Consider the following 24,971-nt stretch of genomic DNA (forward strand, 5'->3'; position numbering starts at 1 on the left):
GAACCGGAAGCGACCTTGCTTCCGGTTCGTTAAACTAGCGATTCATCCCGACCACCGTTTTTCCGGAGTAGTTCCATGAGCGAGATCCCTGGCGACCTCAAGTTCCTCAAGTCCCACGAATGGGCCCGTGTCGAAGGCAATGGCCGCGTCACCGTAGGTATTTCCGATCACGCCCAAGGCCTGTTGGGTGATCTGGTCTACGTCGAACTGCCGGCTGTCGGTGACAGCGTGCAGGCTGGCGTTGGCGCAGCGGTGGTCGAGTCGGTGAAGGCTGCATCCGACGTCTACAGCCCGGTGTCCGGCACCGTTGTCGAAGTCAACGAAGCGGTGACCGACAAGCCGGAAACCATCAACGAAGACGCTTACGGCGACGGCTGGCTGTACGTGGTCGAGCTGTCCGATCCGGATCAGTTGAATGACCTGCTCGGCCCGGACGACTATGCCGAGATGTTGGAAAACGAGGACCACTGAGTCCTGTCGTGATCCGGAAAGCGGCCGCTATCAGCGGCCGTTTTTTTTTATGCCGGTGTCAGCATCACGTGATGATCGCCGGTGATGAGTGGCTGGCGATGACGCGTCGAAGCGTAGGTCAACGGACGCGAAGTGGTTCCGATCGGTGTCGTCGCAGACTACGAAGTGGTCCAAAAAGTTTGCGCAAAATCATCCGTCGCACAGGTAAAGCCTTGCCTTCGACAAACTTTTTTTTGGGTGCCGGAACTGGCCCGTGGCGACCGCTGGTCGCATGTCTTGAGATGCCGTAGGTGTAGCGCCAACGTAGCTGCGCGTCGCCAACGTTGAAACGAATAGTGCACTTTTACCGATGTTTTTTTACTTTGTGTTTTTTTTGAAGCTTGCAGGTGCGGTGTCGGTGGGTGCGCACGACGGGCTGTGGCGGCACGCGACCGGGCGCGGAAGACTGAAGGCTTCCGAAAAATAATTTGCAAAGATAGTTGACAGTAAAAAAAACCGTGATTAGGTTTCGCCCAGCAGACCTTTCCTGCGGAAGCGAGTGAGCCGAATCAACATTCAGACGCGAAGCACAACTTGGACGTCCGCCAGGATCCTTTTGATGGTGGAGCAGGACTCGCTTCCTTCGGCGAAACACCCCCCTTATTTTTATCTGGCACCTGCAGCGGGACCCGTTGTGGGTGTTTCTGTATCCGTAACGATGCGCTAGACGCGTCGTCGGTCCTCCGCCGAACACCGCGGATTTGCTTCAACTGGGCATTTCAATTCCATAGATCACTGACGAGGAACAAACCATGGCTACGAAGAAAGCAGCTAAAAAGCCGGCCGCCAAGAAGGCGGTAAAGAAAGTCGCCAAGAAGGCTGCCGTGAAGAAGGTTGCCAAGAAGGCAACCGCCAAGAAGGCAGTGAAGAAGGTCGCCAAGAAGGCCGTTGCCAAGAAGACCGTGAAGAAGGCAGCAGCCAAGAAGACCGTGAAGAAGGCAGCAGCCAAGAAGACCGTCAAGAAGGCAGCAGCCAAGAAGACCGTCAAAAAGGCAGCAGCCAAGAAGACCGTCAAGAAGGCCGTAAAGAAGGTTGCCAAGAAGGCAACTGCCAAGAAAGCCGTAAAGAAGGTTGCCAAGAAGGCCGTAAAGAAGGTTGCCAAGAAGGCAGCTGCCAAGAAAGTAGTCAAGAAGGCCGCAAAGAAGGTTGCCAAGAAGGCAGCTGCCAAGAAGGTCGTAAAGAAGACTGCAAAGAAGGTTGCCGCCAAGAAGCCGGCCGCCAAGAAGGTTGCTGCGAAGAAGAAGCCGGCCGCTCGCAAGAAGAAGGCCGCTCCGGTAGCGCTGCCGGCTACCCCGGCGCCGCTGATCTGATCCAGCTTCACTAGCAAGACCTGAAACTCCTTCCCCGACTGCCCAGCGGGGAGGGAGTTTTTTTATGGGCCGACCGGAGCAGCGGTTACCGATCAGGTCAGCCGTTGCGGTAGTGCCGAGCCATGCTCGGCAAGGGGCTCGACCAGGCGAAATCCCGCACCCCGTTTGTGGGAGCGGCGTAAGCCGCGAGGCCGGGTAAGCATCCGATCGGGCGGGCTTCGCGCCCTCTTGGAAGATCTGGTTTCTTCGATCTTGGTTCCGTGCAACCTGACTGCCCGGGTTGTTCGAGCACCATCAGCTTCATGGCTGACGCCGCTCCCACAAAAGCAGGCGGGATAGCGCACACCGGTGTGTAGAAGCGGCGTTAGCCGCGAAGCCGATCCTATATCCGACCAGGCGGGCTCTGTGTTCTCTTGGAAGATCTGGTTCCTTCGATTTTGGTTCCATGCAAGCCGACTGCCCCGAGGTGTTCAAACACCACCAGCTTCGCGGCTGACGCCGCTCCTACAAAACAGGAGTGGCGTCAGCGGTCCAAAAAGAAAGGCGGCCATCGGCCGCCTTTCTCGTACTACGGGAAACCAGCAAGCCACTCAGCGCGGCGAAGCCACCGCGCGATCGGAAGACGCGCCCTTCTTGCCGCCGCGTGCCGGTGCCGCATCCTCGGCCATCAGGTTGTCGCTGCCGAAGTCGGTGTCCACGTCCAGCCAGCGCTGCGTCGGCAGGCCGATGGCGCGATCGAGGATGGTCGGCATCATGCCGCTGGGCAGGCTGCTCTCGCCGTTCCACATGATGGCAATGCCAAGGTCACGTTCCGGCAGCAGCGCGACCAGGCCGCGATAGCCCTGCACCGCGCCGGCGTGGAAGACCACCTGGTGACCGGAGTAATCGAATACGCGCCAACCCAGTGCATAGCCCGCCGAGTCCAGACGCTGGTGGCGCCAGCCGGAGCGCATTTCACCCGGTGTGTTCACCAGCGGCGCATGCAGTGTTGCCAGCAACGGAGCCGGCAATACATCCGGACGGTGGCCGGTATGAGCCAATAGCCACTGCGCCATGTCGCTGGCACTGGCGTTGACGCCAGCAGCCGGTGCCACGCGATAGTAGGTGGGCTTGGGCGTCAGCGACACCCAGCCGTTGCGGCTGCGCACGTGCGGACGCGCCCAGCGTGAGCTGGCCTGGATACCGGCCAGTCCGAGGCTGGCATCGTTCATGCCCAACGGCTTGAGGATGCGCTTTTCAACGGCCTGCTCGTAGAAGCTGCCCGAGGCCGCAAACACCACATCGCCGACCAGGCTGAAGGCGACGTTCTGGTAGGAATAGCATTCACCCGGCGCGCACTTGAGCGGCGCGGTAGCCAGCTTCTGGGTCAGCGAGTAGTAGTCGGCATTGGCCTCGACATCGCGGTCATAGGCATTGCTGGTCAAGCCGACGCGTTGGCTCAGCACGTCGGCCACGGTCAGCTTGTCGGTTGCTTCAGGCGTAGCCAGGCGGAAGCCGGGCACGTAATCGGTGACCTTGCTGTCCCAGCGCAGGGTGCCGTCGTTGACCAGCAGGCCGGCCATGGTGCCGGCGAAGGCCTTGGACAGCGATGCCAGGCGGAACACGGTGTGCGCGTCCACTTCCTGCGGGTTGCTGATATCGGTAACACCATAGCCGCGTGCCGACAGCACGCGACCGTTCTGGACGATGGCCATGGCCATGCCGGGAACGCGGTTGCCGTAGGTCAGCTGCTCGGCCAGTGATTCGATGGCGGCGACATTGAAGTCGGCCGGCAGCGGTTGCACCTGGTCCGGGCGCAGCGCGGTGCGGTAAGGCATCGGCTGCGTCGGTGATTGGTTCGGCGCGTTCTCCAGGTTCACCGGCAACGCAGTGGCAGCCAATGCTTCGGCGGGCAGGGCGGTGGGAGTGGGAGTCTGCGCGGTAGACGACAATGCAAAGGGCATCAACACCCCCAGCAATCCCGATGCCACCGGACGAATGTGCCGGCGCTTGCTCTTGTCTTTCATCGTGATCGGTGCCTGTAAGCTACTGCTGTGGGCGATTCTAGCGCCGCTTTTCACCAATGCACAAACGGGGAGAGAATGAATGGGCATCGCGTTGATATTGCTGGTCTTTCTTGTGGTGGTTGTCGCAGTTGTGGCAGTAGGTGTTGGGATCTATAACGGGCTGGTGCGTTCACGTAACGCCTATAAGAATGCATTTGCGCAGATCGACGTGCAGTTGCAGCGGCGGTTTGACCTGATTCCGAACCTGGTGGAGACCGCCAAGGCCTATATGGGCCACGAACGGCAGACCCTGGAAGCAGTGATCGCAGCGCGCAGCGCGGCGCAGTCAGGTTTGGCTGCGGCCAAGGCCGATCCGGGCGATCCGGCGGCGATGGCGCAGCTGGCGGCCTCGCAGGGGCAATTGAATGGCGTGCTGGGCAGGTTGATGGCAGTGGCCGAGGCCTACCCGGAGCTGAAGGCCAACCAGAACATGATGCAGCTCAGCGAAGAGCTCTCCAGCACCGAGAACAAGGTCGCCTTCGCGCGGCAGGCGTACAACGATGCGGTGATGGGCTACAACAATCGGCGCGAGACGTTCCCCGCCAATGTATTTGCCGACATGTTCAATTTCGCCACCGCCGCGCTGCTGGATATTCCGCTGGAGAAGCGCGAGCAGGTGCGCGAGGCGCCCAAGGTGCAGTTCTGAGCCTGGCGCAGGCGTAACAGGGGCGCGGGATGAATTTCTTCGAACACCAGGCCCAGGCGCGGCGTAACTCCGGGCGGCTGGTGCTGCTGTTTGCGCTGGCTGTGCTGGCCATCGTGCTGATGGTCGATGTGCTGGTGTGGGCTGGTACCGGCAGCGTGCGCGGCGTGCTGTGGAGCAGCGTGCTGACGCTCGCGGTGATCGGCCTGGCCTCGCTGTACCGGATCAGCTCGCTACGCGGTGGCGGCGAGGTGGTGGCCGTGCAGATGGGCGGCAGCGAAGTGCCCGCCGATACCCGCGATCCGGCATTGCGGCGGCTGCGCAATGTGGTGGAAGAGATCGCCATTGCCTCCGGCGTGCCGGTGCCGCGCCTGTATGTGTTGGAGCAGGAGGCGGGCATCAATGCATTCGCTGCCGGCTATTCGCCCGCCGATGCGGCCATTGCCGTTACCCGCGGCACTTTGCAGCGGCTCAACCGCGATGAGCTGCAAGGCGTGATCGCGCATGAGTTCAGCCACATCCTCAACGGCGATATGCGCTTGAATATCCGCCTGATGGGCGTGCTGTTCGGCATCCTGATGCTCAGTGTGATCGGCAAGCGAGTGCTGATGCATATGGGCGGCGGCAGCCGCGTGCGCTTCGGCCGCAGTGTCGGACCGGTGTTCCTGCTGATGCTGATTGGCTTGGCTGGCATAGCCATCGGCAGCATCGGCGTATTGTTCGGGCGCTTGATCAAGGCGGCGGTATCGCGCCAGCGCGAGATACTTGCCGATGCCTCGGCGGTTCAGTTCACCCGCCAGACCCAGGGCCTGGCGGGCGCACTGAAAAAGATCGGTGGGCTCGACGACGGCTCGCATCTTGCCGACCGCGCCGGTGCCGAGGAAGTCAGCCATATGCTGTTTGGCGAAGGTTTGCGTCTGTCCAGCTGGTTCGCCACGCATCCGCCGCTGGTTGAACGCATCCAGCGCTTGGAGCCGTCATTCCGGGCCGAGCAGCTGCAGGAGCTGCGTGGCAGCTGGTTCAGCGCGCCGCCCGATGGATTGGCCGAAGATCGCACCTTGGGTCTGGCGGGGCGCGATGCGCCCAGCGTGGATGCGCTGCTGCCGCCGTTGCCGGGCATGCAGCAGATGTCCGTTGATCCAGTGTTGGTGGCTGCGCAGGTGGCTACGCCAGCCGATGACGATTACCAGCAGGCGGTACGGCTGGCGGGCAGTCTGCCGCCGCCATTGCGGGCATTGGCTGGCGATCGTGGCGCGGCGCAGCCTTTGTTGCTGGCGATGTTGCTGGACGTGGATGCCTCGGTCGCCGCGCGCCAGCGCAAAGCAGTGAGCGAGCAACTGGGCGAGCCGATGGCCGATAGCGTATTGAGCATTGCGGCAGGCCCTTTGCGCGACCTGCACGCGGCGCTACGGTTGCCGTTGGCGGCCTTGGCGTTCCCGACCCTGCGCAGCCTGCCGCGCCCGCAGTTGACGGCCTTCATGCGTTGCATCGATGCGCTGACCCATGCGGACGGGCGCATCTCCTTGTTCGAATACTGCCTGTCGCGCTTGTTGTTGGTACAGGTGCAGGCGGCCTTGGACCCATCGCGTCACCTGCATTTCGGACGCCGCAAGGCCAGCGGCGTGCAGCGCGAGTTCGCCATCTTGTTGTCGGTGGTGGCGCGCGCCGGCAACCCCGGCGACGAAGCCGCAGCGCGGCGTGCCTACCTGGCCGGCCTGCAGCGCATCCTGCCGCAGGATCATCTGCCGTATGCACCTCCGGCAAACGGGGTGCTGGCCCTGGATGCGGTATGGGCTCCGCTGGATTCGATGGACCCGCTGGCCAAGCAGTTGCTGGTGGAAGCGGTGACTGCGACCGTCAGCCACAACCAGCGCGTCAACGTGGCCGAAGCCGAGTTGCTGCGGACCATCTGCGCCACCTTGCATTGCCCCCTACCAGCCATGCTGCAGTTGGCGTGAGCCGCTTGTCTCCCTCCCTTTCGCATAGCGAAGGGGAGGGCTGGGGAGGGGTGTGCTTTGGCCTTTGCTTGCTTCTGTCCGACAAGCCGGCACCAATGCTCCTTGGGATGATTGATTTAGTTCCAAGCTTTAAAGGATTGGGCCTCACCCCAGCATCAAACTCGCCGCCCGCTCCGCAATCATGATGGTCGGCGCATTGGTGTTGCCGCTGACCAGCGTCGGCATCACCGAGGCGTCGATCACCCGCAGCCCCTCAATGCCGCGCACTCGCAGCTGCGGGTCGACCACGGCCGCGTCATCGCTGCCCATGCGGCAGGTGCCGATCGGGTGGTAGATGGTCTCGGCCTTGGCGCGGATGAAAGCTTCCAGCCCAGCATCGTCCAGATGCTCATCGGCGGGGAACAGTGGTGACCTCCGCCATGGCGCGAACGCGGCCTGCTGCAGGATGTCGCGGCTCAGGCGCGCAGCTTCGATCATCATCTTCAAGTCGAAGCCTTCGGCATCGCTCAGGTAGTTGGCCTGGATGCGCGCTGGCGCAGCCGGGTCGGCGCTGGCCAGACCGATGCGACCGCGGCTGCGCGGATGCAGGTAGCAGGCGTGCAGGGTGTAGCCGTCGCCGGGCAGGCGATTGCGGCCGTGGTTGTCCAGCATCGCCGGGACGAAGTGGAACTGGATGTCGGCACGTTCGTCAGGTGCGAAACGCGAACGAACGAAGCCACCGGCTTCGGCCACATTGCTGGTGCCCGCACCCTGATGGCCGCGCAGGAAGTAGTTGAGCCCGATCATGATCTCGCTGGCGCGGTCGTAGCTGACGCCGGGCACGCTGCGGTATAGCGTGCAGATATCCAGATGGTCCTGCAGGTTGGCGCCAACGCTGGGTTGGTCCAACTGCACTTCGATGCCCTGCGCATGCAGCGCATCGGCCGGGCCGATGCCGGACAGCATCAGCAGCTGCGGTGAGTTGATCGCCCCGGCGCTGAGCAGCACTTCCGCGGCCGCGTGATACTGCTGACGCTGGCTGCCCACACGCAGGTGCACGCCGGTAACGCGACCTGCGTCGATCTGCAGCCGTTCCACCAACGCGCCGGTGATCACCTGCAGATTGCTGCGCGAACGCACTGGGGTGAGATAGGCGGCCGCTGAGGAGCAACGAGCGCCATCCTTCTGCGTTACCTGATAGAGGCCGACGCCTTCGTGGCGAGGACCGTTGAAGTCGTTGTTGTGTGTATGGCCAGCCTGCTGCCCGGCGGCGATGAAGGCCTGGCTGAGCGGATTGACGTAGCGCAGGTCGGCCACCTGCAGCGGACCATCGGCACCATGCAGCGCATCGGCGCCACGCGCATTGCCCTCACTGTGGCGGAACCACGGCAGCACGCTGTCCCAGTTCCAACCGCTGGCACCGGCGGCTGCCCAGCGGTCGTAGTCGCCCGGTACGCCGCGCACATAGCACATGGCATTGATCGAGCTGGAGCCGCCCAGCACCTTGCCGCGCGGCCACCACAGGCGGCGGTTGCCCAGCGCGGGTTCCGGCTCGGTGTCGTAGCTCCAGTTGACCTGGCGGTTGTTGACCAGCCGTGCGATGCCGGCCGGCATATGGATGAAGGGGTGCCAATCGCGTGGCCCGGCCTCGATCAGCAGCACCCGCAGCTGCGGATCGGCGCTGAGCCGGTTGGCCAATACGCAGCCGGCCGAGCCGGCGCCTACGATGATGTAGTCGAATTCCTTCACAGCCTTCTCCGTCCCCAGTCACTCAGGATAGAACGGCGCGTTGTGCCGGAGTAAGCCCTGTCGCACTGGCGATGTTGCAGTGCATTAGATAACGTACGCGCTCTGTCGAGTCCCACCGGAGTTCCCCGATGCCGCCGTCCTCTCGCCACCCGCTGCGCCGGGGTGCCGCATGACCGTTTCGCGCGGAACCGGCGCGGTGTCGCGCCTGCTGCAGGCGCTGCGCGGCTCACCGCCGCTGTGGTGGTCGTTCCTGTACTTCTTCTGCCTACTCAGCGGCTACTACGTGCTGCGCCCGGTGCGTGAGGCAATGGCGGCCTCGGCGGACATGGAAGCCTTGTTCCCGACAGGGTTGATCGCGTGGTTTGCTGGCCATGGCATGCCGCTGAAGGATTTCACCCTGCAGTTCCTGTTCTCCTGCGTGTTCCTGATCATGCTGGTGCTGCAGCCACTGTACGGTTGGCTGGTCAGCCGCTATCCGCGCCGGGTGTTCCTGCCGCTGGTGTATGGTTTCTTCATCTTCACTCTGTTCGTTTTCTACGCGATGTTCAGCGCCAACATCCCGGGGCGGGGCATGGCGTTCTTCTTCTGGATCACCGTCTTCAACCTGTTTGCGGTGGCGGTGTTCTGGAGCTTCATGGCCGACGTGTTCTCCAACGTGCAGGCGCGTGCGTTTTACGGTTACATCGGCGCGGCCGGCACGGTGGGGGCATTCCTGGGGCCAATCATCACCAGCTCGCTGGTGCAGCGCGTTGGCATCGCCAACCTGATGCTGGTCTCGGCCGGTTTCCTGTCGATCTGCCTGTTCTGCATCTGGAAGTTGCGACCCTGGGCGGTGCAGCGTGAACGCGAGCAGCAGCTGGCCGACGGTGAACAACCGATGGGTGGCAGCGTGTTTGACGGGCTCAAACTGATCGCACGCGAGCCGTTGCTGCGCTGGCTGGCGTTGATGGTGGTGTTCGGGGTCGGCGTGGGCACCATGTTGTACAACGAGCAGGCTTCGATCGTACGGCGCATGATCATCGATCCGGCGGCCAGCACCGCGTTCTATTCGCGCATCGACCTGGCGGTGAATGCCTTGACCCTGATCATCCAGCTGGGCCTGACCCGTTGGTTGCTGTCACGTTATGGCGTGGCGCCGGCGCTGTTGATTCCGGGTTTCGCGATCATCGTCGGCTTCTCGATCGCCGCAGCCTCACCGTTGCCGGTGATGGTGGCGGTGATCCAGGTGCTGACCCGCGCAAGCGAATTCTCATTGGGCAAACCCGCACGCGAGACGATCTATACGCGGGTGGACCGGCAATGGCGCTACAAGGCCGGTGCGGCCATCGATACAGTTGTTTACCGTGGTGCCGACCTGACCTTCGCCTGGGTACACAAGGGCTTGTCTCTGTTTGGTTCGCAGGCGGTATTCGTTGGGGGTGCCGCTGTGGCCGTGTTCATGACGCTGTCGGCGCTGGGCGTCTTGCGCGAAGAGAAAAAGCTGCCGCAGGATCGCTGAGTGATTACCCTGCGGCGGGTTGCCGCTGTGCTGCGAGGATGAGATGGCGATGAGCGTATTGGGCGTGAGTGCGATGGCGGTGACACTGCTGGTAGCGGTGTTGCATGTGTACTTCCTGGTGCTGGAAATGTTCCTGTGGACCAAACCACAGGGTTTGAAGACCTTCCGCAATACGCCGGAGAAGGCGCAGGCGACGCGGGTGCTGGCGGCAAACCAGGGGTTGTACAACGGCTTCCTTGCGGCAGGCATCGTCGCCGGGCTGGCGCTGGCACAGCCGGTGCTGGTGACGTTCTCGCTGGTCTGCGTGGTGGTGGCCGGTGCGTACGGTGCATATAGCGTCAGCCCGCGCATCTTCTACGTTCAGGCCGTGCCGGCAATCGTCGCGTTGCTGCTACGCGCGCTGTAGTGCCGAGCCATGCTCGGCAAGGGGCGTTACCGATAGATCCACATGTAGTGCCGAGCCATGCTCGGCAGGGGCTGTACAGGCAAGGCCTCTGCCGAGCATGGCTCGGCACTACAGGTTGGTTTGTTTGTAAGGCCTGCCGAGCATGGCTCGGCACTACCGGTCAGGTTTTCTTTGGCGATACCCACATCGCTATGCGGGCTTGGAATACTTCGATGCCCTTGGTATCGGTTACCCGTACGAGCACCGGCAGGTCATAGCCCTCGCTCGCGCTGACGATGGATGATTCCGGCGTCGCTACCGCAGTCAGCACGCCCAGCGCCTTGGCCTGGTACTTTACTTCCATGCCCTTCGGAATCCAGCGCATGTCGCCCGGCAGGCTGGCATCCACCATCACACCTCCGACCAGCTCGGCCAGATTGCACATCGCTATCGCGTGTACGGTGCCGATATGGTTGCTGATGCGGCGGCGCTGGCGGATCACGCCTTCGCAGCGACCCGGTTCCAATGCAGTGATCAGCGGCGAGATGCTGGCGAAGTAGGGTGCCTTGAAGCACACCGCACGCGAGAACAACCAGTTTCCTGCCGGCCAGCGGGTGAAGCGGTGATACAGCGAAAGCAGCGGAGCAGTCATGACGTGGCTTCCTGAAAGAAAAACGGCGGGCACAAGGCCCGCCGTCGGTATTACTTGTGGGCTGGCTTACGCCGCCTGCTGCGGCTGCGGGCGCTGCTTGCCCGGCAGGTCGTAGTAGCCGGCCGAACGCAGTTCGTGCGGTTCGAAGTCGTCCACGGTGATGGTGTCCATGGTCAGCTCGCGCAGCTCTTCCAGCAGCTTGCGCTCGTCCTGGGTGATCACGCCTTCGGCCACGGCTTCGTCCAGCTGGCTGGCGAAGGTCAGCGCTTCGATGCCCTTGGTCTTCAGTGCCTTGATGAACTTGCGCTCGACCGGCTCGGCCATGATCGCCTTGGACAGGTAGCTGTTGATACGGCCGCCCGGGTTGTTCTCGCAGGGGGTCAGGAACACGCCCTGGGCCAGACGGTCACGCGCTTCGCCCGGTGCCATCAGCGTAGCGGCAACGCGGCGGCTCAGGCGATCGCCCGGGGCCTCGGCACGACGGCCGAACGGGAAGATCAGTGCCCACATCAGCCAGCCGATCGGACGGATCGGGAAGTTGCGCAGTGCAGCCGACAGCGATTCCTCGATCTTGTGCACGCTGTCGTGGAAGGCCCAGGCCAGCAGCGGCTGGTCGGCGCTCGGTGCGCCTTCGTCGTGGTAACGCTTGAGCATGGCGCTGGTCATGTAGATGTGGCTGAGCACATCACCGAGGCGACCGGACAGCGATTCCTTGAACTTGAGCTTGCCGCCGAGCGTCATCATCGAGATGTCGGCCATCAGCGCCAGGTTGGCCGAGTAACGGTCCAGCTTGCGGAAGTAACGGCGGGTGTAGGCATCGCCCGGGGCGGCGCCGAAGCGCGCACCGGTCAGGCCGAACCACAGCGAGCGAACGGCGTTGGAGATGCCGAACCGCACATGGCCGAACAGCGCCTGGTCGAACTCACGCAGGCCAGCCTTGCGGTCCTCGTCCTGCGCGGCCTTCATTTCCTTCAGCACCCACGGGTGGCAGAGGATGGCGCCCTGGCCGAAGATCAGCAGCGAGCGGGTCATGATGTTGGCACCTTCCACCGTGATGGCGATCGGCGCGGCCTGCCAGCTGCGGCCGGCAAAGTTGCGCGGCCCGAGGATGATGCCCTTGCCGCCGATCACGTCCATCACATCGGAAATGACTTCGCGGCTCATGTTGGTGCAGTGGTACTTGGCGATCGCCGACGGCACCGACGGTACATCGCCACGGTCAACCGCAGCTGCGGTTGCCTGCGATAGCGCGCTGATCTTGTAAGCCTTGCCACCGATGCGGGCCAGTGCTTCTTCCACGCCTTCGAAGCGGCCGACCGACAGGCCGAACTGCTTGCGGATGCGCGCATAGGCACCGGTAACCACTGCGCCAGCCTTGACGCCGCCCGAAGCGGTGGAGGGCAGGGTGATGGAGCGACCAACGGCCAGGCACTCGTTGAGCATGTTCCAGCCCAGTCCGCGCTTCTCGGCGCCGCCGATCAGCTGGCTCATCGGGATGAACACGTCCTTGCCGCGGATCGGACCGTTCTGGAAGGTCGAGTTCAGCGGGAAGTGGCGACGGCCGATTTCCACGCCATCGGTGTCACGCGGCAGCAGTGCCAGGGTGATGCCGATGTCCTTGGTGTCGCCGAGCAGGCCGTCCGGATCGTACATGCGGAAAGCCATGCCGATCAGGGTCGCGACCGGTGCCAGGGTGATGTAGCGCTTGTCGAAAGTCAGCTTCAGGCCCAGCACTTCCTCGCCCTTCCACATGCCCTTGCAGACGATGCCGAAGTCGGGGATGGAGGTGGCATCGGAACCGGCGAACGGACCGGTCAAACCGAAGCACGGCACTTCCTGGCCGATGGCCAGGCGCGGCAGGTAGTAGTCCTTCTGTTCCTGCGTACCGTAATGGTTGAGCAGTTCGCCCGGGCCAAGCGAGTTGGGCACGCCGACGGTGGAGCTGACCACGCTCGACACCGAGGCCAGCTTCTGGATCACCTTGTGGTGGGCCAGCGCGCTGAAGCCCAGACCACCGTATTCCTTCGGAATGATCATGCCGAAGAACTTGTTCTTCTTGATGAACTCCCACATGTCCGGCGGCAGATCCGCGTAGACGTGGGTGATCTCGAAGTCATTGACCATCTTGCACAGCTCTTCCACCGGGCCATCCAGGAAGGCCTGTTCTTCGGCGGTGAGCTGCGGTTTGGGATAGTTGAGCAGGATGTTCCAGTCCGGGTCGCCGGTGAACAGCTCGCCTTCAAAACCGACCGAGCCGGTTTCCAGAGCGATACGCTCGGTCTTGGACAGCGGCGGCAACACCTTGCGGAACACACCCATGAACGGTGCGGTGATCAGCGGCTTGCGCAGGAATGGCAGCAGCACCGGCACGCAGATCAGCGCAACGATGGCGGCAGCGACGATGATCGCGGTCTGGTTGACGCCGGCAAACCAGCAGATGGCCAGGGCCGCCACACTGATGACCGTCCAGACGACGAGCCGCATGCGGTGGTAGGCAACAAAGGCACCTGCAAGCAGCAGGGCCAGGAAAGGTACGACGATGCTCATGGACGTGCTCCGGTAACGTGCTCGGTTCGGGCGGACGCTGCGGAAGGCAGTGCGTCCAGATAGTTCAACACAGCGGCGGTAAACGCATTGTTGTCATCGCCGGCCACCATGTGGGTCGCGTGGGGCAGATGGACATGCTGTGCGTGTGGCACCAGCGCCATGAATTCTTCAACGGTCTGCGGTGAGACCAGATCACTGCGGCCGCCACTGACCAGCAGCAGCGGGCATTGCACTTGTCGTGCGGCTTCGGCAATCACGCCCTGATGCTGTTCGCTGTCGCGTGCCAATTCGTTGACCAGGCGCGGGTCCCAATGCCAGTTCCAGCGGCCGTCCTTGTCTGGGCGCAGCAACGCACGCAGCGACTCTTCGCTCTTGCGCGGGCGGTGCGGCATATAGGCGGAAATGGTATCGGCAGCGGCTTGCAGCGAGGCGAAACCGTCCGGATGCGCGCTCATGAAGGCAAGGATGCGCTCCACACCGCTGGTTTCCCAGCGTGGGGTTATATCCACCAGCACCATCGCCGAGAACAGGCCCGGCCAGCGCGCTTCGGCCATCAGGCCAAACAGGCCGCCCATGGAAGCTGCGACCAATACCGGTGGCCGCGGCAGCTCGCCAGCGACCACGATCAGGTCATCGGTGAACTGATCGCCGTGGTAGGGCAGATCGCTGGCATTCCAGTCCGAATCGCCATGGCCGCGCGCGTCATAGCTGAGCGTGGCGTGGCCTTCGGCGTTAAGCGTTTCTGCAGTTGCAGTCCATGCGCCGCGGGTCTGGCCGAAGCCATGCGCGAACAGGATGCAAGGCTGTTTTCCGCTGGTTCTGGACGCGCCCAGACCGGCGCCATGCGCGCCTTCCAGCCGGATGTCTTCAGGGGAAACAGGAATAGGAGTTGGCGTAACCATACCTGATGGTATGGAATGGCCTGAATAACTGTCAATACCTATGAGTATGGAAATGCTGACTAGGAAAGGGGAGGCCGACAGGCCTGATCATTTATTTGCCAGATTGTCCGGATTTTTGTTGTCTACATACTGCAACCAGTCCCCGCCGTATGGTTAAATCTGCCCATGAACGATTCTTCAGTTTCCAGCACCGAGTCCCGCAGCACGCGGAACAGCCGCCTGAGCGCGGACGACTGGGCGCAAGCGGCCTTGGACTTGATCGCTGAACAGGGTGTGGGCGCAGTCGCGGTAGAGCCGCTGGCGCGCCGCCTTGGCGTCACCAAGGGCAGTTTCTATTGGCATTTCCCTTCGCGCGACGCGCTGTTGCAAGCAGCCTTGGAGCGCTGGGAAGTAGTCGAGCAGCAGCAGGTTTTCGGCAGCCTGGAAGAGGTGCCAGATCCGCGTACGCGGCTGCGCGCGCTGTTTCAGCTGGTGGCCCATGAAGTCACCCCGCACGTCATCTATAGCGAGCTGCTCAAGGCCTTGGACAACCCGATGGTGCGGCCGGTCATCGACCGCGTCTCGCAGCGGCGTATGGAGTACCTGATCGCCTCGTTCCGCCAGGCCGGGCTCAGCTCCACCGATGCGCGTCATCGTGCGCGGCTGGCCTATGCGGCCTATGTCGGTTTCCTGCAGTTGTCGTTGCAGCTGCAGCAGCCCAAGCAGGCCCGAGAAGATTTCGAGGCCTATGTCGAGCATGTGATCGAGACGTTGATACCCAACGGTTGAGTCCGGTTGCCAGTGCAGAAACCAGAGAGCCGCTGCGAAGCGGCTTTTTGTTTGCCCGTTGTGCATGGCTCGATGGAGCGCCATGCGTAGCAAACCGCAAAAGACAACGGCCCCTTTCGGGGCCGTTGTTGCAGAGCGTGATCAGTGAATCGATCAGAACTTCTGCTTGTACTGCATGTACATGAAACGGCCCGGCAGGTCGTACTGCGGGTCGAACATGTTGTAGGAGGTGCTGTAGGACACCGGCGGATCGCGGTCGAACGCATTGTTCAAGCCGACCGAAACGATGGCGTTCCACGGGGTGGAGTAACGTACCTGCAGGTCGTTGTAGACCGTGCCGCCCATGTGGTTGCGCAGACGGCTCGGATCCGAGCAGTAGGTGCCGTTCATGTCGTCGTCACCGAAGTCGCAGGCTTCGGTCAGGCCGGACATGTAACGCATGCCCCAGGTTGCGCCGAAGTTGCCGTGTTCCCAGCCCAGGTACAGGTTGGCACGGACACGCCAGTACGGATCCTGGTCGAGATAGCGGCCCTGCAGCGTCTCGAACTGGGATTCCTTGGTTGCCTGGCGCTCCCACTTCGACAGGTAGGTACCGTCGAAATTGACCGTGAACTGACCGAACGAGGTTTCCGGCAGACGGTAGCTGGCCGACAGATCCCAGCCTTCAACCTTGAACGCCGACAGGTTCATCAGCTGCATGCGCACGTTGGTGATGTAGTACGCCTGGTCGGCGTAGTTCGGGTCACGCGTGATCAGGCCGCAGTAGGTCGCTGCTTCGGCGGTCGAGCCGGCGTAGCACTTGTCCAGGATGAACTGTGCTTCCGGACGGGTGATGGCGTTGTCGATCTTGATCTGCCACCAGTCCAGGCTGACGTTCAGGCCTTCAACGAAGCTCGGGCTGTACACAAAGCCCAAGGTCTTGCTCGTCGAGGTTTCCGCCTGCAGGTTGGGGTTGGATGCCCAGGTCCACGGCTCCAAGGTCTGCTTGGAGCCGGTGCCGGCACCCGGCTGCGTGAAGTTGGCCGGCACGCCAGCGGCGGCGCAGCGCTGAGCCACGGTCGGGTTGCTGAGCTGCAACGCGCACGGATCGGCGTAGCTTTCGAACGAATCGCCGTCGCCTGCATACAGATTGCTGATGCTCGGTGCGCGGAAGCCTTCGCTGTAGTTACCACGAACCATCAGGTCGTCGATCGGCTTCCAGCGGAAGCCAAACTTGCTATTGACGGTGTTGCCGAAGTTGCTGTAGTCGGACAGGCGCGTAGCGACGCTGAAGTCCAGCAGCTTGGCACCCGGCAGGTCAGCCAGCACCGGGATCGACAGTTCGACGAAGAACTCGTTCAGATCGTAGGAGCCCTTGGTCGGCTTGGCGCCGTTGCCGGTGCTCAGGCCGGCAGCGATGAACGCATCCGGATCGAACTGGCCGCTTTCCTTGCGGTACTCGTAACCGGCAGCGAAAGCCAGCGAGCCGGCCGGCAGCTTGACGATCTCACCGCTGATGTTGGCGGTATAGCCCTTGGAGACGACCGAGGACGAGTCGTGCGCGGTGAAGGAGGTGTAGTCCAGCGCGGCCTGCGAGATCGAGCCGCGGTCACCCAACGGGTTGACCGGGGTACAGCCGGCGATGACGTCGCCGCCCTTGGCAGTTACGCAGACCGGGACGCCATTGCGGATTTCCGACGGGCCGTAAGCAGCCTGGAGATTGGCGAGATTGAACAGACCGTAGGTCAGGACGTTCTCGTCGCTCTTGTCATAACGGTAGCCGACATCCCAGTCGAAGTTGCGATCAGCAAACTCGAAGAAGCCGTCGAAGCCACCATAGAAGTGCCAGTTCTTGACGTTCTGGTTGAACGAACGGCCGCCGGTTTCGATGAAACGACGGTTCACGCCAGTCAGGTCAACGCCGTAGGGGTTGTAAATGCTGTCCTTGCTCAACCGCTGGCCGGTGACCGGCATGGCAGCGAGCAGCTGCTCGGACTTGCGCTCGTTGTACATCGCTTCGGTACGGAACGTCACGGCGTCGGTGATGTTGTACGAGCCCTGCGCGAACAACGAGGTGCGCTCGTTCGGGGTGAGCAGGTAGTTGTCCGGCGCGGTGTTGTAGCCGTGGGTATTGGCCACGTATGCGGTTTCAACACCATTGATGATGACGTAGCGCTTGCCGCCGCGAACGTAAGAGCCCGGGAAGCCGGTGCCCGACTGGCCGCTGAAGAACGGCGGGCCACCGGCGGAAATCTTGCGGTCACCCGCCATGACTTCGCCTTCCTTCACGTACGACGCACCGATGGTCACGGTTGCGCGGTCGCTGGTGGTGCCGAGGGTGAAGTCATAGGCCTGACGGTCGCCGTCACCAGCCGAGTACTGGCCGACGTAGGCGTTGGCTTCAGCGCCTTCGAAGTTCTGCTTGGTGATGATGTTGACAACGCCGGCGATGGCGTCGGAGCCGTAGATCGTCGAGGCACCGTCCTTCAGCACTTCGATACGCTCGACCATCGACACCGGGATGGTGTTCAGGTCGACGCTGCCGTCCAGGCCGGTGGTCCAGCGGCGGCCATTGACCAGCACCAGGGTGCGCGAGCTGCCCAGGTTACGCAGGCTGATGCCGGCCGAGCCGTCACCGCCGTTGTTGAAGGTGCGGTTAAGCGCGGCACCGTTGGCGGAAATGCGTTGCAGGATGTCGGCGACCGAGGTGACACCCTGCTTTTCGATGTCCTGGCGCGAGAGCGTCAGTACCGGCTGGGAGGTTTCGATGTCGGCGCTCTTGATGCGCGAACCGGTAACCTCGATGCGATCCAGGTTGGTTGCGCCCTTTTCGGCTTCCTGGGCATAGGCCGTACCGGCTGTGCCGGCGCTTGCGACGAGCGCAAGTACAACTGCATCACGCAGTGTGTTGGTCTTGCAAATCATTGGTTCTCTCTCTCTGCCAAGTGGACTTGGTATAGCTGGGATGGCCGCTGGCGGATCCGAAAAGCGGGTCCAAAACCATGGGCTTGAGACCGATAGTACTTGCGACTGCAAATAAATTAAAGATTGGTTAATGAAGTTGTGTAATTTGTTCCAATTCAGCAAAGTCGAGGTGTGGGCATTCGCCTTTGATAAATGCTGCAATGCAAAAAGCCCCGACAGGCGGGGCGTTTTCTGGATCAAGTTGTGGGGGGGGGTTACAGGTCTTGTTCGTAACGGACGTACGGGATTGCCCCGTCGTCATTGCTTTCGTTACGTGGCGAGAACGGATTTTTGCCGCGGGTGATCACGTTTTCGGCGCCGACCGTGAGCTGGCCGCTCCACGGGGTGCGCCAGGTGATGCCCAGGCCCAGACCTTCCCATTTGCCGCTGTGGCCCGGGGCGTCGACCACGCGGCCGATCACATTGGCGCTGAAAGCGCCATAGCCGCCGCCGACGCTCAGGCTCTTGCTGTCCCACTGGTCGGCAACTGCCGGTGCGGCGTCGGTCAACGGGACCAGGCGCGCCTTGGCGTAGGTGCCGCCGATGGAGACGAAGCCTTCGCGGCCGATGTTCTTCTGCCCGAATACGGTCAGGTCGTTCTGTTCGACCCGCGCTGCGCCGGCTTTGCCGCCGTTCGACAACCAGGCCGGGAGCGTGTCGCGGCCGGTGCCGGCGGTGATGCCGACGCGCCCGCCAGGGCGGTTGAACGCAGTGGTGGCCGAGATATGACGACCATTGTTGTCGTCGTCATCGCCCAGGCTGGCGAGCATGCAGTGACTGGCGAGGCCACCAATACTGCTGCCGCCGCTGCCGTTGCAGAGCAGGCCAAGCGAGTCGCCGGAGGACAGGCCAAAGGCCGCGTCCAGCGAGCTACGACCGAAATTCCAGCGAGCGCCGACGTTCTGGGTGCCGGTGGGCTCAAGGTAGAGCAGGGCTTCGACCTTGCCGCTACCGCGGTTCCATACCGGCAACACAGTGCTGTCCACGGCACGCGGCTTGCTCTGCGCATGCGCGCCCGTGACCACACCAAGGGCGATCATCAGGGCAAGCGGTAGGCGGAGTAAGGTGTTCATGGACTCAGTAAGACCCCGTTGACGCCAGGAAGTTCCCGGCGCGTGAGTTCTGGATCCTATGCGGTTTATGGTTTCTTAACAAGTCTTCGCCCTCCCCAGAACGTAACTCGTCGGACCGTTATTGCAGCCGCTCAGGAGCTGGCTGGTTCGCCGGTGTGGAACTGAACAATACGCCGAATTCTGCTAATGGGAAGTGATACTCCTGGCCGCAGAACTCACAGCGTACTTCGACCTGTCCGGTGGGCTCGGCGGCGGCGCGGGCTTCCTCTTCGCCCAGCGACTGCAGCATGGAGCTGACCCGCTCACGCGAGCAGGAGCAGCCAAAGCTCAGGGCCTTGTCACCGACCAGCTCCGGGTTCTCCTCATGGAACAGGCGGTGCAGCAGTTCGCTGCCCGGCAGCGCCAGCAGCTCGTCGCGGCCGAGAGTGTCAAACAGTGCTCCAGCGCGGACCCAGCCATCCTCGTCGCCCTCGTCGCCCGGCAGTTTCTGCAGCAGCAGGCCGGCGGCGTGCTCGCCGTCGCTGGCCAACAGCAGGCGTGTCGGCAACTGCTCGGAGTGGCGGAAGTAGTCCTCGAATGCCTCGTCCAGGCTGTCGCCGGTCAGTGCAACCAGGCTCTGGTAGCGCTGCGGCTCCCGCGGATCCAGGCCCGGGTTCTCGATGGTAATGGCGAGCAGGGCATCCTCGCCCAATGCCTTCAGCGTGGTCGGGGCGTCCTCGCCGTCGTTCAGCTGGACGATGCCACGCAGGGTGCCGGCCGAGGTGCATTCGCTGAACAGAGCGCGCAGGGCGCTACCGCTGCGCAGCTGAATGGACAGTCGGCCATCTACCTTGGTGTGGCCGGTAAACAGTGCCGAGGCCACGCTGGCCTCACCCAGCAGGCGCGTGGCGGCGGCCGGGTAGTCGCCATGGGACAGGATTTCGCGCCAGCTCTGGCCCAGCCGGACATGGACGCCGCGCACACCGGCGGCGGGCAGGAGGAAGCGGACAAGCAGGTCGGAGGTGTCGGTCATGGGGCTGGATCTACGCGAGGTGGGGCCGGTGCCGGATAATGCGCCGGACAAAAGGTTTTGCAAGGTGGATATCAATGGGGGCGGAGCAGGCCGAGCTCAAGGTGGAGCAGGGAGTGGGGACGAAAGCAGGGCGTAGGAAGCGCTGGTTGCGGCGCTTGCTGTGGGCGCCGGTCGCGTTTGTCGTGTTCAGCGTATTGCAGGTGCTGGTGCTGCGCTTCGTTGACCCGCCGTTTTCTACGGTGATGGTGTTCCGGCAGATGGAGGCGCTGGCGCAGGGGGACTGGAAGTTCCGCATCCGCTACCAGTGGCGTGATCTGGACCAGATGGCGCGCAGTGTGCCGATATCCTTGGTGGCGGCAGAGGACCAGCGCTTCCCGGAACACAACGGGTTCGACCTGCAGGCGATCGAGAAGGCGCGCAAGCACAATGAGCGCGGTGGACGCCTGCGCGGTGCCAGTACGATCAGCCAGCAGACTGCCAAGAACGTGTTCCTCTGGCAGGGGCGCAGCTGGCTGCGCAAGGGCTTGGAGGTCTGGTACACGGTATTGATTGAAGCGCTGTGGCCGAAGCAGCGGATCATCGAGATGTACGCCAACGTGGCTGAGTTTGGCGACGGTATTTATGGTGTGCAGGCGGCATCGCGCGCCTATTGGGGCAAGGACGCGGCGCGTCTGAGCCCTGCCGAGAGCGCGAGGTTGGCGGCTGTGCTGCCGTCACCGCGGCGGTACAACGCGGCCAAGCCCGGACCGTATGTGCAGCGCCGCGCTGCCTGGATCCAACGCCAGGCGCGCCAGCTGGGTGGGGCCGACTATGTCGACGACGGCAATTGATCTGATGGCTGTTGTTAGACTTTGCCAATGAATACGCCAGAACGCCTGACCCTGCTGATCACCGCTTTCAACGAGCAGGAGGCGTTGCCGCAGTTGCATCCGCGCCTGTGTGCGCAGCTGCAGGCGCTGGAAGGCGATGTTGATGGCCGCATTCTGTATGTCGATGACGGCAGCAGCGATGCGACATGGGCAGTGATGCAGCAGCTGGCGGCGCAGGAATCGCGGGTGTCAGCGCTGCGCTTGTCGCGCAATTTCGGCAAGGAGGCCGCACTGACGGCCGGGCTGGACTTCGTCGAGGAAGGTGCGGTGATTCTGCTTGATGCTGACGGTCAGGATCCACCGGAACTGATTCCGCAGTTTGTCGCGCTCTGGCAGCAAGGTCATGACGATGTCTACGGTACGCGGATGGAGCGCGGTGGCGATGGCTGGTTGAAGCGTTTCACCGCGGCGGCGTTCTATCGGGTGATGGGGCGTTTGTCGAAAACGCCTATTCCGGCCGATACCGGCGATTTCCGCCTGCTTTCGCCGCGCGCCCTGGCCGGCTTGCGGCAGTTGCGCGAACGTCATCGGTTCATGAAAGGTCTGTTTGGCTGGGTCGGCTATAACCGTGTCGCCCTGCCATATCGGCGCGAAGCGCGTTTGGCTGGCAACAGCAAGTTCGGCTTCTGGAAGCTGTGGAACTTCGCGCTGGAAGGCATCACCAGCTTCTCCACCGCACCGTTGCGGGTGGCGACCTATCTGGGCCTATTCACCGCCGCCGGTGCGTTTGGCTTTGCAGCATGGGTTATCGGCAAGGCTGCCCTGTATGGGGACCGGGTTGCGGGCTGGCCGACGATGATGGCGGTGATCCTGTTCCTGGGCGGGGTGCAACTGATCGCGCTGGGTCTGATCGGCGAATACCTGGGGCGGATGTACATGGAGGCCAAACAGCGGCCGTTGTACCTGGTCGATACCTGGCAGCCGGCGAACGTGGCAGTATCTGCCCCATTCGCCAGCGCAGGAGAACGCCATGCAGACCGTTCGACAGTTGCTAGGGGCCAAGTCCCCTGAAATCCACGCAGTGCCGCCGGATGTGGCGGTGGTGCAGGCGATCCGGTTGATGGCCGAAAAGGGCATCGGCGCTGTGTTGGTGATGGATGGCCGCAAGCTTGTCGGCATCCTTTCCGAGCGTGACTACGCCCGCAAGATCGTGTTGATGGACCGATCTTCGGCCACCACGCCGGTGCGCGAGATCATGACCGCCGAGCTGGTCACCGTGGCGCCCACGGTGACGGTGGAGCAGTGCCTGGAGCTGGTGACCAATCGTCGTATCCGCCATTTGCCGGTCGTCGACGGTGACGAAGTGGTGGGTGTGATCTCGATTGGAGACCTGGTCAAGTCGGTGATCGAAGCGCAGCGCCGCGAGCTGGGCCAGCTGCAGCAGTACATCACCGGTACGTAAGTCGGTTGTTGCTGGCGGGCGTGGTGCCCGCCTCAATCTCAATCCCGTCGTGGTCGGTTTGGATGCTGGCCCGCGCTGCTGTTCCAGCGCCTGCGCACCGCGCTGGCGTTGCGGTGCGCGGATGACGTCGTCGTGCTCGCAGGCGTTACAGGATTTGCGCAGTCACCGAAACGAAGTGACAGACGCTACCGGCAATGACGAACAGGTGCCAGATCGCATGCGAATACGGCAGTTGCTCGCGGTGATAGAACACCGTGCCCAGCGTGTAGAAAATGCCGCCGGCAAACAGCCAGCCCAGCGTCCAGCCGTCCAGCGAGTTCCACATAGGCTTGATCGCGACCACCACCAGCCAGCCCATGGCGATATAGATTGCAGTGGACAGTTTCTTGAAGCGGCCGGTATAGAACAGCTTGAAGATGACGCCGAAGAAGGCCAGCGCCCATATTGCTGAAAACAGTCCCCAGCCCCAGGGGCCGCGCAGGCCGATCAGGGTGAATGGGGTATAGGTACCGGCGATCAGTACGTAGATCGCGCAGTGGTCGAAGATCTTCAGCCGGCCCTTGGCCACCGGGTGCTGGATGGCGTGGTACAGGGTGGAAGCGGTGTACAGCAGCAACAGCGCTACGCCAAAAACAATGGCGCTGGCCAGCTGCCAGCCATCGCCGTAGATGGCGGCGAGGGTGATGAGTACGGCGCCGCCAGCCAGTGCGCTGACCGCGCCAAGACCATGGGTGAGGGCGCTGGCAACTTCTTCGCGGATCGATGCAACGGTTGCGGTCATGGGCAATGAGGGCGCGGGCTGGGGGGAGGCCCGGTGCCCGCTATCATCACCCCGAACGGCGGCGTGTGCACGCCGCCATCAGACTTAGGCGACCGAAACCGTGTGCGCGGCCTCACGCGTGGCGGAGAACCGCACGTCGGGCGCGCGTTCCTGGGCCAACTGCAGGTTGACCCGGGTCGGTGCCAGGTAGACCAGGTGGCCGGCGGCATCGATGCTGAGGTTGCTGGCGTTCTTCTCGCGGAACTCTTCCAGCTTCTTGGCATTGCTGCAGGTCACCCAGCGTGCGGTGATCACCGATACCGGTTCGAACACTGCTTCCACGCCATACTCGTCCTTCAGCCGGTAAGCGGCCACGTCGAACTGCAGCACGCCGACCGCGCCGAGGATCAGGTCGTTGCTCATCAGTGGGCGGAAGAACTGGGTGGCACCTTCTTCCGACAACTGCGCCAGGCCCTTCTGCAGCTGCTTGAGCTTGAGCGGGTCCTTGAGGCGGGCACGGCGGAACAGTTCCGGGGCGAAGTTGGGGATGCCGGTGAAGGTGATCGCTTCGCCTTCGGTGAAGGTGTCGCCGATGGAGATGGTGCCGTGGTTGTGGATGCCGATCACGTCGCCCGGCCACGCCTCGGCGGCGATCTCGCGGTCGCTGGCCATGAAGGTCAGTGCGTTGGCCAGCTTCATTTCCTTGCCGGTGCGCACATGGAAGGTCTTCATGCCGGCAGTGAACTTGCCCGAGCACACGCGCATGAAGGCAACGCGGTCACGGTGCTGCGGGTCCATGTTGGCCTGGATCTTGAACACGAAGCCGGTCAGCTTGTTTTCCTGCGGTGCGATGTCGCGGCCGGTGGTGGCGCGGGTCTGCGGTGCCGGCGCGTGCTCGACGAAGAAGTCCAGCAGCGGCTGCACGCCGAAGTTGTTGACGCCCGAGCCGAAGAACACCGGGGTCTGCTTGCCGGCCAGGTAGGCTTCGACATCGAACGGGTGGCTGGCGCCCTGCACCAGTTCCAGTTCGTCGCGCAGGTCGGCCAGCATCTTTTCGCCGATCTTCTCGGCCAGGCCGGGTGCGTCCAGCGACGGGAAAATGGTCGAATCCTGACGGGTGAAGTTGCGGCCCTGTTCGTACAGGTGCACTTCGCCGGTCAACAGGTGTACCACGCCCTTCAGGCGCTGGCCCATGCCGATCGGCCAGGTCACCGGTGCACACTGGATGCCGAGCACGGTTTCCACTTCATCCAGCAGGTCGATCGGCTCTTTGCCTTCGCGATCGAGTTTGTTGATGAAGGTCATGATCGGGGTATCGCGCAGGCGGCAGACTTCCATCAGCTTGATGGTGCGCTCTTCCACGCCCTTGGCCACGTCGATCACCATCAGCGCCGAATCCACCGCGGTCAACACGCGGTAGGTGTCCTCGCCGAAGTCGGCATGGCCGGGGGTGTCGAGCAGGTTGATGATCTTGTCGTCGTACGGGAACTGCATCACCGAGGAAGTAACGGAGATGCCGCGTTCCTTCTCCAACGCCATCCAGTCCGAGGTGGCGTGACGCGCGGCCTTGCGGCCCTTGACCGAGCCGGCCATCTGGATCGCGCCCCCGAACAGCAACAGCTTTTCGGTCAGCGTGGTCTTACCCGCGTCAGGGTGGGAAATGATGGCGAAGGTGCGGCGGCGCGCGGCTTCGGTGGCGACTTCGGACATGGCAGGGGCGCCCGCCCGGGCGCATCAGAAACGAATGAACCGGCGATTATACCTGCCGCCAGCCCACCCAGGCTGACCGGCGCCGGTAGGCGGTAGTGCCGAGCCATGCTCGGCAGAGGCCTTACCGGGAATGCTCATCTGTAGTGGGGGGGGGGGGGGGGGCTGGGGGGGGGGGGGTGGGGGGGGGGCGGGCGGGCGCGGGGTGGGGGGCTCGTGGGCGGGGGGGTGGGGGGGGGGGGGGGCGGGCGGGGGGTGG

Annotated in this window: 20 protein-coding genes; 10 read left to right on the forward strand and 10 right to left on the reverse strand. The window is 63.1% G+C overall.

Features of this window, described 5'->3' with window-relative positions; genetic code table 11:
• Positions 1 to 75 precede the first annotated feature (75 nt).
• Both gcvH and ACVOLZ_RS11570 read left to right on the forward strand, forming a co-directional pair.
• The gene (gene gcvH, locus ACVOLZ_RS11565) at positions 76 to 471 is read left to right on the forward strand and encodes a glycine cleavage system protein GcvH (RefSeq protein ID WP_481516265.1); all 396 of its coding nucleotides are present in this window, start codon (positions 76 to 78) and stop codon (positions 469 to 471) included.
• Positions 472 to 1,262: 791 nt separating this feature from the next.
• A complete protein-coding gene (locus tag ACVOLZ_RS11570; protein WP_481516266.1) occupies positions 1,263 to 1,820 on the forward strand; it encodes a hypothetical protein in 558 nt (185 codons plus the stop codon).
• A 590-nt stretch (positions 1,821 to 2,410) separates the two neighbouring features.
• Here ACVOLZ_RS11570 and ACVOLZ_RS11575 read toward each other — a convergent pair.
• Entirely contained in the window at positions 2,411 to 3,826 is a 1,416-nt protein-coding gene (locus tag ACVOLZ_RS11575) for a serine hydrolase domain-containing protein (protein ID WP_481516267.1), read from the reverse strand.
• A gap of 79 nt (positions 3,827 to 3,905) precedes the next feature.
• Between ACVOLZ_RS11575 and ACVOLZ_RS11580 the strand changes: the two genes are divergently transcribed.
• Positions 3,906 to 4,511 carry a LemA family protein gene (locus ACVOLZ_RS11580; RefSeq protein WP_481511021.1) on the forward strand — a complete coding sequence of 202 codons (606 nt, stop codon included), beginning with the start codon at positions 3,906 to 3,908 and terminating at the stop codon, positions 4,509 to 4,511.
• Positions 4,512 to 4,540: 29 nt separating this feature from the next.
• Positions 4,541 to 6,466: a M48 family metallopeptidase gene (locus ACVOLZ_RS11585; RefSeq protein WP_481516268.1), complete on the forward strand. Its 1,926-nt coding sequence runs from the start codon at positions 4,541 to 4,543 to the stop codon at positions 6,464 to 6,466.
• Between the two features lie 144 nt (positions 6,467 to 6,610).
• Here the strand turns inward: ACVOLZ_RS11585 and ACVOLZ_RS11590 are convergent, their stop codons facing one another.
• The gene (locus ACVOLZ_RS11590; protein WP_481516269.1) at positions 6,611 to 8,194 is read right to left on the reverse strand and encodes a GMC family oxidoreductase; all 1,584 of its coding nucleotides are present in this window, start codon (positions 8,192 to 8,194) and stop codon (positions 6,611 to 6,613) included.
• A 169-nt stretch (positions 8,195 to 8,363) separates the two neighbouring features.
• Between ACVOLZ_RS11590 and ACVOLZ_RS11595 the strand changes: the two genes are divergently transcribed.
• Together ACVOLZ_RS11595 and ACVOLZ_RS11600 are read left to right on the forward strand one after the other, a co-directional pair.
• Entirely contained in the window at positions 8,364 to 9,692 is a 1,329-nt protein-coding gene (locus tag ACVOLZ_RS11595) for an NTP/NDP exchange transporter (protein WP_481516270.1), read from the forward strand.
• A 49-nt stretch (positions 9,693 to 9,741) separates the two neighbouring features.
• Entirely contained in the window at positions 9,742 to 10,098 is a 357-nt protein-coding gene (locus tag ACVOLZ_RS11600; protein WP_481516271.1) for a DUF1304 domain-containing protein, read from the forward strand.
• Between the two features lie 160 nt (positions 10,099 to 10,258).
• On the opposite strand, the gene ACVOLZ_RS11605 is transcribed toward ACVOLZ_RS11600, so the two are convergent.
• The 3 genes from ACVOLZ_RS11605 to ACVOLZ_RS11615 form a co-directional block, all read right to left on the reverse strand.
• On the reverse strand, positions 10,259 to 10,729 hold the full coding sequence (locus ACVOLZ_RS11605) for a hotdog fold domain-containing protein (protein ID WP_481516272.1): 471 nt from the start codon (positions 10,727 to 10,729) through the stop codon (positions 10,259 to 10,261).
• A 66-nt stretch (positions 10,730 to 10,795) separates the two neighbouring features.
• Entirely contained in the window at positions 10,796 to 13,276 is a 2,481-nt protein-coding gene (locus ACVOLZ_RS11610) for an acyl-CoA dehydrogenase (RefSeq protein WP_481516273.1), read from the reverse strand.
• Positions 13,273 to 14,178, reverse strand: a complete 906-nt coding sequence (locus ACVOLZ_RS11615; protein WP_481516274.1) for an alpha/beta fold hydrolase — start codon at positions 14,176 to 14,178, stop codon at positions 13,273 to 13,275. Before ACVOLZ_RS11615 ends, ACVOLZ_RS11610 begins: the two co-directional genes overlap by 4 nt.
• A gap of 165 nt (positions 14,179 to 14,343) precedes the next feature.
• On the opposite strand from ACVOLZ_RS11615, the gene ACVOLZ_RS11620 reads away from it, so the two are divergent.
• Complete coding sequence (locus ACVOLZ_RS11620; RefSeq protein ID WP_303747121.1) at positions 14,344 to 14,946, forward strand: TetR/AcrR family transcriptional regulator; 603 nt, start codon at positions 14,344 to 14,346, stop codon at positions 14,944 to 14,946.
• Between the two features lie 153 nt (positions 14,947 to 15,099).
• Here the strand turns inward: ACVOLZ_RS11620 and ACVOLZ_RS11625 are convergent, their stop codons facing one another.
• The 3 genes from ACVOLZ_RS11625 to hslO form a co-directional block, all read right to left on the reverse strand.
• A complete protein-coding gene (locus tag ACVOLZ_RS11625) occupies positions 15,100 to 17,850 on the reverse strand; it encodes a TonB-dependent receptor (protein ID WP_481516275.1) in 2,751 nt (916 codons plus the stop codon).
• Positions 17,851 to 18,104: 254 nt separating this feature from the next.
• Complete coding sequence (locus tag ACVOLZ_RS11630) at positions 18,105 to 18,929, reverse strand: XOO1806 family protein (protein WP_481509355.1); 825 nt, start codon at positions 18,927 to 18,929, stop codon at positions 18,105 to 18,107.
• Positions 18,930 to 19,080: 151 nt separating this feature from the next.
• Entirely contained in the window at positions 19,081 to 19,974 is an 894-nt protein-coding gene (gene hslO / locus ACVOLZ_RS11635; RefSeq protein WP_481516276.1) for an Hsp33 family molecular chaperone HslO, read from the reverse strand.
• 74 nt (positions 19,975 to 20,048) lie between these two features.
• Here hslO and mtgA point away from each other — a divergent pair, with 74 nt between their 5' ends.
• Genes mtgA through ACVOLZ_RS11650 form a run of 3 tightly spaced genes read left to right on the forward strand, consistent with a single transcriptional unit; the run spans position 20,049 to position 22,245 of the window.
• Positions 20,049 to 20,804, forward strand: coding sequence for a monofunctional biosynthetic peptidoglycan transglycosylase (mtgA, locus tag ACVOLZ_RS11640; protein ID WP_481516277.1), 756 nt, complete (start codon positions 20,049 to 20,051; stop codon positions 20,802 to 20,804).
• Positions 20,805 to 20,831: 27 nt separating this feature from the next.
• Positions 20,832 to 21,854, forward strand: a complete 1,023-nt coding sequence (locus ACVOLZ_RS11645) for a glycosyltransferase family 2 protein (RefSeq protein ID WP_481516278.1) — start codon at positions 20,832 to 20,834, stop codon at positions 21,852 to 21,854.
• Positions 21,814 to 22,245, forward strand: coding sequence for a CBS domain-containing protein (locus ACVOLZ_RS11650; RefSeq protein WP_481516279.1), 432 nt, complete (start codon positions 21,814 to 21,816; stop codon positions 22,243 to 22,245). The genes ACVOLZ_RS11645 and ACVOLZ_RS11650 overlap by 41 nt, the downstream gene beginning before the upstream one ends.
• Positions 22,246 to 22,390: 145 nt before the next feature.
• On the opposite strand, the gene trhA is transcribed toward ACVOLZ_RS11650, so the two are convergent.
• Both trhA and ACVOLZ_RS11660 read right to left on the reverse strand, forming a co-directional pair.
• On the reverse strand, positions 22,391 to 23,026 hold the full coding sequence (trhA, locus tag ACVOLZ_RS11655) for a PAQR family membrane homeostasis protein TrhA (RefSeq protein ID WP_481516280.1): 636 nt from the start codon (positions 23,024 to 23,026) through the stop codon (positions 22,391 to 22,393).
• An 84-nt stretch (positions 23,027 to 23,110) separates the two neighbouring features.
• Positions 23,111 to 24,715, reverse strand: a complete 1,605-nt coding sequence (locus ACVOLZ_RS11660) for a peptide chain release factor 3 (RefSeq protein WP_481516281.1) — start codon at positions 24,713 to 24,715, stop codon at positions 23,111 to 23,113.
• Positions 24,716 to 24,971 lie beyond the last annotated feature (256 nt).

It is taken from the genome of Stenotrophomonas sp. STEN020 (genome assembly GCF_056760195.1).